A 12288-nucleotide genomic window follows, 5' to 3' on the forward strand; every position below is an offset into this window, starting at 1 on the left:
TTTGGCGGCTGACAGTTACGCGCCGTCTTTCAGATTGGGGGCAGCCCTTGCGGACTGCCCCATTTATTCCTCAATCCAGTGCGACCGATACCGCCTTCAGCTCGGTATAGGCTTCCACCCCGGCGCGGCCGTTTTCGCGGCCCCAGCCGCTGGCCTTGAAGCCGCCGAGCGGCAGTGCGGGATCGACGCCGCCAGCTCCGTTGACGCGGATCGATCCGGCTTTCAGGCGGCGTGCCAGCTTGTGCGCCATGCTGATGTCCCTGGTCCAGATATTGGCGGCCAGGCCGAACTGGGTTTCATTGCCCAGCGCGCCCAGGCGGTCGGCATCATCGGCATCGGTGAAGCGGGTGGCGCAGAGCACGGGGCCGAAGATTTCTTCCCGCCGGACCTGCATGCTCGCCTCCGTATCGACGAGCACGGTCGGTTCGACGAACCAGCCCGGCCCATCGCCCTTGCGGCCACCGCCGACCAGCACGGTCGCGCCTTCCTTGCGGCCGCTTTCGATATAGCCGGTCACGCGTTCCAGCTGCAGTTCGCTGACCAGCGGGCCGATCACGGTGGAGGGATCCAGCGTCCGGCCGACGGGCAGCATGCGGGCCATGCCGGCGATGCCTTCCAGCACCTGATCGGCCACTTCCTCTGCCACGAACAGGCGGCTGCCGGCGGCGCAGACCTGGCCGGCGTTGAAGAAAATGCTCATCGCGGCAGCCGGGATGGCCTTCTTCAGATCGGCATCGGCGAAGATGAAGGTCGGCGATTTGCCGCCCAGTTCCAGGCTGACGCGCTTGAAATTGGTCTTGCTGGCATCGATGATCGCCTTGCCCGTCTGGGTCGAACCGGTGAAGGCCACCTTGTCCACATCCAGATGCGCGGCCAGCGATGCGCCCGCCGTGCGGCCATAGCCGGTGATGACGTTGATCACGCCTTCGGGGAAGCCGGCTTCCAGCGCCAGTTCGGCCAGCAGAATGGTGGAGAGCGGCGTCTGTTCGGCAGGTTTGAGCACCACGGTGCAACCGGCGGCGAGCGCAGGGCCGATCTTGCCGGCGGCCATCGCCAGCGGGAAGTTCCACGGCACGATCTGGCCACAGACGCCGACCGGTTCGCGCAGCGTGTAGCTAAGCCATTCGCCGGGTGCGGAAATTTCCGTCGTGTCGCCGGTCAGCTTGGTGGCCCAGCCGGCCTGGTACCGCAGCTGGCTGATCGCGCCGCCGACATCGGCGATGCGGCTGAACTGGATCGGGCGGCCCACGTCCAGCGTTTCGGTCAGCGCCAGTTCGTCGGCATTGGCTTCGATCAGATCGGCCAGCCGGTTGATCAGCTTCGCACGTTCATCCGGCTTCACCTTGCGCCAGGGGCCATCGAAGGCCTTGCGCGCGGCGGCCACGGCGGCATCGACATCGGCATCGCCGGCGCTGGCGACATCGGCCAGCTTTTCCCCGGTGGAGGGATCTTCGGTGGAGAAGGTTTCGCCGCTTTCCGCTTCGCGCCATTCGCCGCCGATCAGCATTTTGCCAACCTTGCCCTGCCAACGCTGGCGGAATGCGTCCAAACGGTTTTCAATCGATGTTTCGGCGTTCATCGCCTTCTCCCATGGCTTGTTGTCTGCTGCGCGGCAGCGCATAACAATTGCCACGGGGGCTTACCACAGGCGCCTGCAACAACAAGAACGGCGATAACGCCGGACGGGATCGAGACGGGAGAGAGGCTCTGGAAGGGCAGTTCGATTATGTGATCGTCGGCGCGGGTTCGGCCGGCTGCGTGCTGGCCGCGCGGCTGACCGAGGATCCCGGCACGCGCGTGCTGCTGCTGGAGGCAGGCGGCGGGGCGGATCATTTCCTGATCCGCATGCCGCTGGGCATGATGAAGGCCATGCTGAAGCCCGAACTGACCTGGCGGATGATGACCGAACCCGAACCGCATCTGGACAACCGCCGGCTGTTCCTGCCGCGCGGCCGGCTGCTGGGCGGCAGTTCATCGATCAACGGCATGGTCTATATGCGCGGCCATTCGGGCGATTACGATCGCTGGGCGCAGAAGGGCTGCCGGGGATGGAGCCATGCCGATGTGCTGCCCTATTTCCGCAAGATGGAGCGCAGCTGGCGGGCGGACAATGCCGATTACGGCCATGATGGCCCGCTGCCGGTAACGAAGAACAACACCCAGTATTTGCTGCATGACGAACTGATACAGGCCGTCGCCAATGCCGGCCTGCCGGTGACGGATGATATCCATGGCGGGGCAGAAGAAGGCGCCAGCCTGGTCGAACTGACGATCGACGAGAAGGGGCGCCGTGCATCCACCTATGAAGCCTATCTGAAGCCGGCGATGCAGCGGCCCAATCTGGCCGTGCTGACCAACGCGCTGACGCGCCGCGTGCTGGTGGAAGGCGGCCGGGTGACCGGCGTGGAATATGAACATGATGGCCAGGTGAAGACCGTGCGCGCAGGGCGGGAGGTGATCCTGTCCGGCGGGGCGTTCAATTCGCCCCAGCTGCTGCAATTGTCGGGCATCGGCCCGGCGGCGCATCTGGCCGAGATGGGCATAGCGGTGGTGCATGATCTGCCCGGCGTGGGCGGCAATCTGTCCGAACATCCGCGCGTGCCGGTGGAATTCGCGGCCAAGGGCCCGGTCACCTTCGTCAATCAGCTGCGGTTCGACCGGGCGGTGCGGGCGGTGGCGCAATGGTATCTGTTCGGCAGCGGGCCCTTCGCCCGGCAGCTTAACAGCGCCAATCCCATGCTGCGCAGCGACCCACGGCTGAGCCAGCCGGACATACAGCTGTTTTCCAACCCGGTGAAGCTGAGCGCACATCTGTGGTTTCCCGGTTTCATCAAGAGCCCGCCGCACAGCTTTTCCGCCGATGTCATCCTGCTGCACCCGCAGGCACGCGGTTCGGTGCGGCTGAAATCCGCCCATCCGCGCGATTTGCCGGCCATCCGGCTCAATCTGTTCGACAATGAAGCCGATTTGATCACCGCACGCGCCGGGCTGCGGCTGGCAAGGCAGATCTATGCCACCGAACCGATGGGCAGCCTGATCGCGGGGGAAAACATTCCCGGGGCCGATGTCACCAGCGATCCGGCGATCGACGCGCATATTCGCGCCACCGCCGGCACCACCCAGCACCCGGTCGGCACTTGCGCCATGGGCACGGGGCCCGGCGCGGTGGTCGATCCGGAACTGCGGCTGCACGGCCTGGCCGGTCTGCGCGTGGTCGATGCATCGATCATGCCCGATGTGCCGGGTGGCAACACCAACGGCCCGACGATCATGATCGCGGAAAAAGCCGCCGACATCATCCGCGGGCGCAGCCTGCCGGCCATAAACAAGAACGAGAGGGATGCCGCATGAACGAACAGGATTTTCGCAGCTATATCGCCGCCTTCAACGCGCGCGATTTTGCCGGCTTTTCGAAATATTACGCCGATAATGTCGAATTCAACCTGGGCGATCGCAAGCAGATCATCGGCGCACAGGGGATCGTGGATTTCTACACCGGCGTGTTCGATCACATTCAGGAAGAACTGGAAGTGGTCGATCTGATCGTCGCGCCCGATGGCGCCGCGCTGCACAGCCGTACCAAGTTCACCACCATCAAGGACTGGCCCGATTTCGAGATCTGGCCGACCGTGGCGGGCGATGTGCGCCTGGTCGAAAGCATCAACATGTACCGCACGCGCAATGGCAAGATCGTGCAGATCAAATCCGGCCGCTATTCGAGCAAGTGAGCAGATGAGCGACAGGACAGACTATATCGTGATCGGCGCCGGTTCGGCCGGCGCCGTGGTGGCCGCCCGGCTGAGCGAGGATCCGGGCGTGCATGTCACCCTGATCGAGGCGGGCTGGCGCGAGCGACATCCGCTGCTGATCATGCCGATCGCCTTCCCCATGGTGATGGCCGACAAGCGCTTCAACTGGTCATACGAAGGGGAACCGGAACCTCATGCCGACCAGCGCCGCCTGCGCCAGCCGCGCGGCAAGGGGCTGGGCGGATCATCGCTGATCAACGGCATGCTTTATGCCCGGGGTCATGCGCGCGATTATGACGAATGGCGCCAGCTGGGCCTGGAAGGCTGGGGTTATGAAGACGTGCTGCCGTTCTTCAAGAAATCGGAAAACCACTGGGGCGCGGCCGACCATTACCACGCCAAGGGCGGCCCGCTGTCCATCACCAAGCATATCCCGGACAAGGCGCTGTACCCCCGGTTCATCGATGCGGTGAAGCAGCTGGGCTACAAGACCCAGGTGGACCATCACGGCGCCGATCAGGAAGGCTGGGGATCGCCTGATATCTCGATCCACAACGGCCGGCGCGGCAGCACGGCGGCGCGGTTCCTCTATCCGGCCATGAAACGCCCCAATCTGAACATCATCACCGGCGCGCAGGCGACGCGGATCGTGGTGGAAGGCGGGCGCGCCACCGCGCTGCAATATCGGCAGGACGGCGCCGAACACACGCTTTACGCCGATCGGGATATCGTGCTTTCGGGCGGGGCGTTCAATTCCCCGCAGCTGCTGATGCTGTCGGGCATCGGCCCGGCGGACGAGCTGCGCGATCTGGGCGTGGATGTGGTGCATGATCTGCCCGGGGTCGGGCGCAATCTGCAGGATCACCCCTCCGTCGCGGTGATCACCCATGCCGAACGGTCGGTAACGCTGACCAACGATCTGCGCTTCGACCGGCTGACGCTGTCGATGCTGGAATGGCTGGCCAGCGGCAAGGGGCGCATCGCCAACATGCCGGTGACGGCCAATGGCTTCATCAAGACGCGGGAAGATCTGGAGCGGCCCGACGCGCAATGCCTGTTCCAGCCGACCAGCATCTTTGCCCGCCCCTGGTTCCCCGGCGTCAAGAAACCCGCACCCGATGTGGTGGCCATGGCCTGCGTCCAGCTGCGCCCCGAAAGTCGCGGCTGGGTGAAGCTGGCCAGCAAGGATCCGACGGCCAAACCGCGCATCCTGTCCAATGTGCTGGCGACGGAAAACGACCGCGCGTTTTTCCGCCGGATCGTGCCGCAGATCCGCGAAATCTTCGCCACCAGCCCGCTGGCTGATGTGATCAAATCCGAAATCGCCCCCGGTCCGCAGGTGCGCAGCAATGACGAGATCGACGCCTGGACCCGCCAGGCGATCAACACCGCCATGCACCCGGTGGGCAGTTGCGCCATGGGCACCGGCACGGAGGCGGTGTGTGATGCCCAGTTGCGCGTGCACGGCCTGGCCGGGCTGCGCGTGGCCGACGCCAGCGTGATGCCGCGCATCGTGGGCGGTAACACCAATGCCGCGTCGATCATGATCGGTGAGAAGGCGGCAGCGATGATCGCTGGGGGGTGAGAAGAAACAGAATGCCAGCCCCCCATTCCGGCAAACAGAATTCCGAAAACCGGATGGACCGGCTCTTCAACCGTGCCGAAGCCATTCTCTATGGACGAAAGACCGGATTGGGGGCGCCCATCCTGTGGCATCTGGCTCTGCGCCATCATGGCCGTTCCATGCTGGAGATCGCCAACCATGCCACCCGGACCGGCGCGCGATCCGAACTGGGAACAGCGGCCCAATGGTTCAGCCCGTTCAATCTGATGTATCGGGCCTATCGCCTGGGAGAACCGAATGCCGCCCAGAACCTGGCAATGACCCATTTCAATTTCGGGGATCTGCAGGGCTATCGGCACTGGATACGAAAAGCGGCCAGAGCGGGCGAGACCAACGCCCAGAACGATGCCAGACGGTTCGAATTGCGACAGCCCTACACCCTAGCTCGGCGTCTGAGGCGACTGCGGCCTGTCCGGCGTGACGGCAGCTGACGCCGCAGCAGGACTGTCCGCCTTGCCCCTGACATCTGCCCTGATTACTCGCTGCTCATGGCAGTAGCCGGAGAAGTGTGATGCAAGTACGAACACTCCTTCTGATGATCACGCTGATGGTGGCCTGTGCTGGCCTCTACAGCAGTTGGCGGTTCTGGTTTTGCGAAGAAGCGAGATCATCGCGCCCGCTGGCGACAGTATTGCGCATAATGGCCACTGGTTCACTGGGTGCTTTCGGCGGGTCTTTTGCCTATCTGATTCATAGTTTGGCCGGCATGAACCGTGCGTGGTCTTTTCTGTCTACCTTGGGGACTGGCCTGCCGTTCTGGCTGCTGATGATGTCATTGACGGTCTGGCCGATCGCCTTCGCATCAGCGGCGGCAGGCTTGTTTGTCAGGAAAACATTTCCATTCCGGTTTGCCTGGCTGATGCTCCCTGCCATCGGAGCGCTGGCCCTTGTCAGCACGACAGTATTCCTGTGGTACATGCCGCTAATGTCCCCCGCGATCAATTGGCAGCGCAGTTGGTCTCTGCCGCTGACCGCATCTGCTCTGTCATTCCTCGTCGCAACCTATTTTACGGAAAAATGGGGACGTGGCCCCTCTTTGCCGCCTGCGATGCAAGGCGCTTAAGCCTTTCAGCCCGGCTTAAGGTCCAAGAGGCGTTTCAATCGGCTGCTGAAGATGGCAGCTTTCAGACAGGGTGAGAGATCAGGACGGGTTGTCTTGCCCATGACGCCCAGCCTGATTACTCATTTGTCATCGAAGCTGACGGAGATGTGCGATCAAGGCGCGAACCATCCTGCTGATTGCCACGTTGCTGGTGGCCTGTGCGGCACTCTATGGCGGCTGGCGCTTCTGGTTTCACGAAGAGCCGCGCGCTTCCGGGCCACTGGCGGCCGAGTTGCTGGCCCATGTTGCCGAGGGTGGGGATTCCGGGAAACTTACCGCCACGATCGATGCGCATATCCCCCGGCAGACACCGCTGGATGCGCGACTGACCGTGTTGGAGCGCAATGGGTTCGACTGCGCCATCCGTCCGGCCCGCGTTGCCGGCAGTCGGGAATTGTCCTGCCGCCGACCGGTCGAAGGGCAGCGCTATTGCCAGCGGATCAATTATTTTGCCTATCAGACTGGCGCGGGCGAGATTTTGGAGAGTCTGGCGGCGCTGTACAAGGTTAGCAGTCGGCAGATGGTGTGGGGGCGTTGCCCCTATGAGCCGCCTTCGGTTGGAGAAATTTAGGCTACCGGACTTTGAACGCCTTTCCGCGCCGGTCTTCGACACGGAATCGGCTAAAAGGCGCACGATACCCAAGCGATCGCGTCAATGTCGTGTTGAGGCAATGCGAAGCGAATGACCGCAACATTCTGACGAGGTCTGCGCTGTGGGTGGTTCTGGCGGTGTCGCATCAGCCAAACCCATGAAAAAAGGCCCGGGCAATGGCCCGGGCCTTCCTGTTTGCTGCAACTGGCCGTGCCGGATGATCAATCCGGGCGGCGCGGCTTCGGCCCCTTGCGGTGGGCGTCCTTGCGCGGACCACCCTTGCCGAAACCGCCCTTGGCGGGCTGACCGTCCTTGCGCACGAAGCTCTTGGCCGGGCGATCGCCACCACGATCGAACCGGCCCTGGGGGCGGCCGCTGGCATTGTCTGCACCCTTGCCGAACTTGCGGTTCTGGCGGGCGGTATCGCGCGGCGGAACGGACGATGCCTCGATCATGACATCGCTGCCGTCTTCCGCGCCGCCGGCGGTGCGTTCCACCGCTGCGGTGAACTTGTCGGCAATATTGCGCGGAATCTGGAAATAGGTTTCGTTCGCGGCAATGCGGATCGCGCCGATTTCATTGCGGGTGATATGGCCGCGACGGCACAGCAGCGGCAGGATCCAGCGGGCGTCCGCATTCTGGCGCCGGCCGATATCCATCCGGTACCAGACGATATCCTCAAATCCTTCGCGGTGGCGGTCCTTGCGGCCCGCTTCATAACCGGCCGATGTATCTTCGTTGAAATCTTCCGGCTGCGGCAGGCTGGCGCGGTGCATCCGCACATAGGCGGCGGCAATGTCTTCCGGGCTGCGCTGTTCCATCACACGTGCGGCGATTTCGCGGTCTTCCTCCTCGAACTCGGTCGGCTGCAGCAGGGTGGCGAGCAGGCGTTCGCGATCCTGCTGGCGGATCGATTCCGGGGTCGGCGGGCTGATCCATTCGGCGGTGACGCGCGCCCCGCGCAGCATGCCTTCCACCCGCTTGCGGCGCGGATAGGGGACGATCAGCACGGCCGTGCCCTTCTTGCCGGCGCGGCCGGTACGGCCCGAACGGTGCTGCATGGTTTCGGCATCGCGCGGGATTTCCACATGGATCACCAGCGTGACGGAGGGGAGATCGATCCCGCGTGCGGCCACGTCGGTTGCCACGCAGACGCGGGCACGGCGGTCGCGTAGGGCCTGCAGCGCCTGGTTGCGTTCCGACTGCGAATGTTCGCCTGACAGGGCCACCACGCCAAAACCGCGTTCCTGCAAGGTTGCATGCAGACGGCGGACATTATCGCGCGTGGCGCAGAACAGGATCGCGGTTTCCGCTTCGTGGAAACGCAGCAGATTGACCACGGCGTTTTCGATTTCCGCCGGGGAAACCGATACGGCCTGATAGGCGATATCGCCATGGCCACGGCTGTCGCCAATGGTGGAAATGCGCAGCGCATCGCGCTGGTAACGGCGCGCCAGATTGGCGATTTGCGGCGGCATGGTCGCCGAAAACAGCAGGGTGCGACGTTCTTCCGGCGTGGCGTCGAGAATTTCTTCCAGATCGTCACGGAAACCCATGTCGAGCATTTCATCGGCTTCATCCAGCACGATGATGCGCAGCGCTGACAGGTCCAGCGCCCCGCGTTCCAGATGATCGCGCAGGCGGCCCGGGGTGCCGACCACGATCTGCGCCCCATCGCGCAGCACGCGGCGTTCCTTGGACGGGTCCATCCCGCCAACGCAGGTGGCGATGCGCACGCCCGCTTCGCGGTAAAGCCAAGCGAGTTCACGGCTGACCTGCAGCGCCAGTTCGCGCGTTGGCGCGATCACCAGGCCCAGCGGAATGCGCGAAACATCAGCGATCAGCCCGTCCGCCAGCAGCAGTTCGCTGGCCATGGCCGCGCCGAAGGCGACGGTCTTGCCCGAACCGGTCTGGGCCGACACGATCAGATCGCGGCCGATGGCTTCGGTTTCCAGGACTGCCGACTGGACGGCGGTGAGTGCGGTATAGCCGTGCGCGGAAATGGCTTCGGCAAGAACCGGGGGGAGATTGGTATGCAGCATGATGCCCTTGATCTGTATGGTCCTGCCCCAATGGCATGCGGACCCGGAGTTTCAGTTTCTGAAACGGAATACCCCGGTCAAAAGCGGCAATACGAATGTTCCGCTGTGCGGAATCGACCACTGATCATGTTCGGGATGGCGCGCCCCTAACAGGTTTTTGTGTCAGGGACCAGATGGTCAGCCCTCTGGCAATGGTATTTCTGCGCGCCATTACCAGCTGACAAGAATTCTCCCGGCCCGTTCAGTTCCGGCAAATTGGTTAGTCGGCGAGAATGGCAAGCGGCCTCGCGTGCGGTGATTTCAGGACCGGGAATGACCGTCGAGGCATCCGCGTGTTTGTCATGAAGGATCGGTAAGCAGGCGTATCGTATGACAGGGCCCCGTCCAATGACCCAAATTCTGCCTCGCCAACCATATAGCGGGCCGCTGACTCTCGCCATTTTCGACTGGGCGGGCACAGTGCTCGACTTCGGCTGCCTCGCCCCGGTGCGGGCATTTCGAGAGGCTTTCGAACAGGCCGGGGTGGCAATTACAGAGGCGGAAGCGCGCGCGCCGATGGGGGCGGCCAAACGCGAACATATCGAATTGATCCTGATGCAACCTTCAGTGCAGCCACGTTGGCGGGCCGTGCATGGCAAGACCGCAAGCCAGCAGGATATCGATGATCTTTACGCGGCCTTCCTTCGCATCGATGCGATAAACTGCGCACGTTACAGCGACCTTGTCCCCGGTACCCTCGACACCATCGCCGAACTGCGCGGACGCGGCATGCGGATCGGCAGCACCACCGGATATCCGCGCAGCGTGATGGATGGGCTGATGCCGCTGGCAGAAGCACAGGGCTATGTGCCCGATGCCTGCTTTACCGTCAGCGAGGTGGCGCAGGGCCGGCCGGCGCCGGACATGGTGTTGGCCAATGCGCTGGCGCTGGGGGTGCCCGATATGCGCGCCGGGGTGGTGGTCGACGACAGTCCCAGCGGGCTGCTGTCTGGCCGGGCGGCAGGCATGTGGGCGGTGGGAATTCTGGCCAGTGGCAATGAGGTGGGGCTGCCATTGGCTGCTTGGGAAGCGCTGGATGACGACGGCCGCGATGTCTTGCGCCGCGCAGCTCGTCCGGCGCTTGAGGCGGCAGGCGCGCATTATGTAATCGACAGTGTCGCCGGCCTGCTGCCGGTGATCGATGCAATCAACCTGCGTCTGGCCGCCGGCGAAGCGCCATGACGACGGGATGACGTTGAAAACCGGCATGCGGCATCCGGCGCTGACGCTTATTTCTCCGTCTGGGTAACCCTTTCCACTCGCAGCACCATCGGCGCGCGATGGTGGGCGGTGTGGGCGCCCATGGCGGGGCCGGCAACGGTGATGGTCTGACCCACGGCACGGGTGAATTGCGCGGCGATCTGCGGGGTTGTGGCAATGACATGCACCCGGTCGAACCGCTCGCTGCCATCGGCGAATTCGCCATCCTCGAAGCAGATCATGCGTGGCAGATGCAGGATGAAGGCATGGGTGGCTGACTGGTTCAGATCCGCGTTGGCGGGAAATTCTTTCCTCTCCAGCCGGCCGGCCAGCGTGACGATGGCATCGGCCCGTGCCGCATTGACGCAGCGTCCGGTGGATGTGGTGCCGGCCTGCTCAGCCATGGCCGGCACAGCTGCCGGGATCAGCAGGGCGATGATCATGCCCAAGGCGCAGCGCATCAGGATTCCCTTCACTCAGTCTTCTTACCGTTCTGCATTACTGCGGTGGGCAGACCCCATCATCGACCAGCTTCTGATGGAACTGTCGCCCCTGATGATGGACCCAGGCATCGGCGCTTTCCTTGCCATCGGAACTCAGGCGGCGGGAATATTCTGATTCCATCTGGCGCCGGTCGTCTGCGGGCAGGGCATCGGCGGAGCAGCCAGGATAATCATTCTCCGGCGAAGAACGCTCCGAACGGTCGGCGTCCTCGTCATGATATTCTTCCAGATTGCGCCGGGTCACTTCCATCGCGCTCTGGCCGATAAGATTGTTGCCCCAGATCTGTGGGATGACATATTCCTGCGCCACCACCGGGCCGGAAAAGAGCATCGTTGCGCCACCGATGGCGAGCAGAACCCTGCGCATGGACAATCTCCTGAAGTGCATCTGCGGGGCATTAAAGTGCCTTTTTGATGAACCCCAAATGATCCCGCCCGGGGTTGGTTTCGGCCTGCCGGGGAAACGGCTCGATTGATCGGATTGGCTTTGCGGCAAACGGCGTGATCGCATCGAAAGTGCTTGCCGATCCTTTTCCGAAAGGGTGAAATCCGCTCCATGTTCAAGTTCCGCACCACTCTGTTGCTTTCGTTACCTCTGACAGCCTTGCTGCTGACCGGCTGTTCGCGGGAAGAAGAGCCACCGCTGGATGATGCAACCACGGCAGAATTCACCGATCTGTTCGGGCGCGGCTTTTCGGAAGAAAAGGCCGGAAGCGGGGAAGCTGGCGCCCAGGCCATCGCCGGCGGCGGCACTCTGGGCTCGGATGACGGTATCCCTTTCAAACGCGAGTTCCGCATCACCCGCGATGTGCAGGATGCGCTTTCCGCCAATGTCGGTCAGAACTTCTCTCTGCGCTTCATGATCCCCGATCCGGCACGGTTCATCGAAGGGGGCTATGCGCGAAGCAGCTGGGAAGAAGAGATGGAGAAACGCAACTTCCCGCCAGATACGGTTGCCGGCGGCACGACGCTGCTGTTCGCCGTGGGCTGGGAACTGGCCAATGGCCGCAAGCTTACCGCCGGGCAGAACGCGGCCATCCTGCGCCAGATGCAGGCAAAGCTGCGCGGCGATCCGCTGGCCAATGCATCGGAAGCGGAACGGCAGGTCCAGACCGATCTGCGGCTGACGGTGGCTGGGGTCTGGCTGGAAGAGGCGCGGCTGAGAGAGGGATCGGCCGTGGCGACGCGCGAACTCTCCGAATCCGTGCATCAGGATCTGGTACGCCTGTCCAACAACAACATGCGGGATAAAATTGTCACTTCGGCCGGATTCGTGGACCGCGCGGGCAGCTGATCTACGCTCTCCCCGAGGGGAAATTGTCACGATTTCGGGATTTGACCAAAGTCTGGTGCGGTCGAGAAGACTCGAACTTCCACGGGCTTTCGCCCACAACGACCTCAACGTTGCGCGTCTACCAATTCCGCCACGACCGCATA

General features: G+C 63.3%; 12 protein-coding genes and 1 tRNA gene. 8 read left to right on the top strand and 5 right to left on the bottom strand.

All coding sequences use genetic code 11. The features are described from left to right. Nucleotides 1–70: 70 nt before the first annotated feature. On the bottom strand, nt 71–1579 hold the full coding sequence (locus GRI97_RS14675; protein WP_161391959.1) for an aldehyde dehydrogenase family protein: 1509 nt from the start codon (nt 1577–1579) through the stop codon (nt 71–73). Between the two features lie 47 nt (nt 1580–1626). Between GRI97_RS14675 and GRI97_RS14680 the strand changes: the two genes are divergently transcribed. The 6 genes from GRI97_RS14680 (at nt 1627) to GRI97_RS14705 (ending at nt 7046) form a co-directional block, all read left to right on the top strand. Beyond that, nucleotides 1627–3351: a GMC family oxidoreductase gene (locus tag GRI97_RS14680; RefSeq protein WP_202392780.1), complete on the top strand. Its 1725-nt coding sequence runs from the start codon at nt 1627–1629 to the stop codon at nt 3349–3351. After that, nucleotides 3348–3728 carry a nuclear transport factor 2 family protein gene (locus GRI97_RS14685; protein WP_161391960.1) on the top strand — a complete coding sequence of 127 codons (381 nt, stop codon included), beginning with the start codon at nt 3348–3350 and terminating at the stop codon, nt 3726–3728. Before GRI97_RS14680 ends, GRI97_RS14685 begins: the two co-directional genes overlap by 4 nt. A gap of 4 nt (nt 3729–3732) precedes the next feature. Further along, nucleotides 3733–5334 (top strand): GMC family oxidoreductase, encoded by a 1602-nt coding sequence (locus GRI97_RS14690; RefSeq protein ID WP_161391961.1) that lies wholly within the window; start codon nt 3733–3735, stop codon nt 5332–5334. Nucleotides 5335–5345: 11 nt separating this feature from the next. Beyond that, nucleotides 5346–5804 (top strand): hypothetical protein, encoded by a 459-nt coding sequence (locus GRI97_RS14695; protein ID WP_161391962.1) that lies wholly within the window; start codon nt 5346–5348, stop codon nt 5802–5804. Nucleotides 5805–5908: 104 nt separating this feature from the next. Continuing rightward, nucleotides 5909–6436 (top strand): hypothetical protein, encoded by a 528-nt coding sequence (locus tag GRI97_RS14700; RefSeq protein ID WP_161391963.1) that lies wholly within the window; start codon nt 5909–5911, stop codon nt 6434–6436. A gap of 190 nt (nt 6437–6626) precedes the next feature. Then, nucleotides 6627–7046, top strand: coding sequence for a hypothetical protein (locus tag GRI97_RS14705; protein ID WP_161391964.1), 420 nt, complete (start codon nt 6627–6629; stop codon nt 7044–7046). A 242-nt stretch (nt 7047–7288) separates the two neighbouring features. On the opposite strand, the gene GRI97_RS14710 is transcribed toward GRI97_RS14705, so the two are convergent. Then, entirely contained in the window at nt 7289–9109 is a 1821-nt protein-coding gene (locus GRI97_RS14710; RefSeq protein WP_161391965.1) for a DEAD/DEAH box helicase, read from the bottom strand. A 387-nt stretch (nt 9110–9496) separates the two neighbouring features. On the opposite strand from GRI97_RS14710, the gene phnX reads away from it, so the two are divergent. Further along, on the top strand, nt 9497–10330 hold the full coding sequence (gene phnX / locus GRI97_RS14715; protein ID WP_161391966.1) for a phosphonoacetaldehyde hydrolase: 834 nt from the start codon (nt 9497–9499) through the stop codon (nt 10328–10330). 47 nt (nt 10331–10377) lie between these two features. Here the strand turns inward: phnX and GRI97_RS14720 are convergent, their stop codons facing one another. Together GRI97_RS14720 and GRI97_RS14725 are read right to left on the bottom strand one after the other, a co-directional pair. After that, on the bottom strand, nt 10378–10809 hold the full coding sequence (locus GRI97_RS14720) for a DUF4431 domain-containing protein (protein ID WP_161391967.1): 432 nt from the start codon (nt 10807–10809) through the stop codon (nt 10378–10380). 37 nt (nt 10810–10846) lie between these two features. Further along, nucleotides 10847–11218 carry a hypothetical protein gene (locus GRI97_RS14725; protein WP_161391968.1) on the bottom strand — a complete coding sequence of 124 codons (372 nt, stop codon included), beginning with the start codon at nt 11216–11218 and terminating at the stop codon, nt 10847–10849. Between the two features lie 189 nt (nt 11219–11407). On the opposite strand from GRI97_RS14725, the gene GRI97_RS14730 reads away from it, so the two are divergent. Beyond that, a complete protein-coding gene (locus GRI97_RS14730; protein WP_161391969.1) occupies nt 11408–12145 on the top strand; it encodes a hypothetical protein in 738 nt (245 codons plus the stop codon). A 53-nt stretch (nt 12146–12198) separates the two neighbouring features. Here GRI97_RS14730 and GRI97_RS14735 read toward each other — a convergent pair. Continuing rightward, nucleotides 12199–12285, bottom strand: a tRNA-Leu gene (locus GRI97_RS14735). Nucleotides 12286–12288: the final 3 nt, after the last annotated feature.

This window comes from Croceibacterium xixiisoli (assembly GCF_009827305.1).
Lineage (GTDB): Bacteria > Pseudomonadota > Alphaproteobacteria > Sphingomonadales > Sphingomonadaceae > Croceibacterium_C > Croceibacterium_C xixiisoli.

Coding starts and splice junctions, on each gene's coding strand:
- GRI97_RS14690 (WP_161391961.1), top strand. CDS start 3,733: ATGAGCGACAGGACAGACTATATCGTGATCGGCGCCGGTTCGGCCGGC.
- GRI97_RS14695 (WP_161391962.1), top strand. CDS start 5,346: ATGCCAGCCCCCCATTCCGGCAAACAGAATTCCGAAAACCGGATGGAC.
- phnX (WP_161391966.1), top strand. CDS start 9,497: ATGACCCAAATTCTGCCTCGCCAACCATATAGCGGGCCGCTGACTCTC.
- GRI97_RS14730 (WP_161391969.1), top strand. CDS start 11,408: ATGTTCAAGTTCCGCACCACTCTGTTGCTTTCGTTACCTCTGACAGCC.
- GRI97_RS14675 (WP_161391959.1), bottom strand. CDS start 1,579: ATGAACGCCGAAACATCGATTGAAAACCGTTTGGACGCATTCCGCCAG.
- GRI97_RS14725 (WP_161391968.1), bottom strand. CDS start 11,218: ATGCGCAGGGTTCTGCTCGCCATCGGTGGCGCAACGATGCTCTTTTCC.
- GRI97_RS14685 (WP_161391960.1), top strand. CDS start 3,348: ATGAACGAACAGGATTTTCGCAGCTATATCGCCGCCTTCAACGCGCGC.
- GRI97_RS14700 (WP_161391963.1), top strand. CDS start 5,909: ATGATCACGCTGATGGTGGCCTGTGCTGGCCTCTACAGCAGTTGGCGG.
- GRI97_RS14720 (WP_161391967.1), bottom strand. CDS start 10,809: ATGCGCTGCGCCTTGGGCATGATCATCGCCCTGCTGATCCCGGCAGCT.
- GRI97_RS14710 (WP_161391965.1), bottom strand. CDS start 9,109: ATGCTGCATACCAATCTCCCCCCGGTTCTTGCCGAAGCCATTTCCGCG.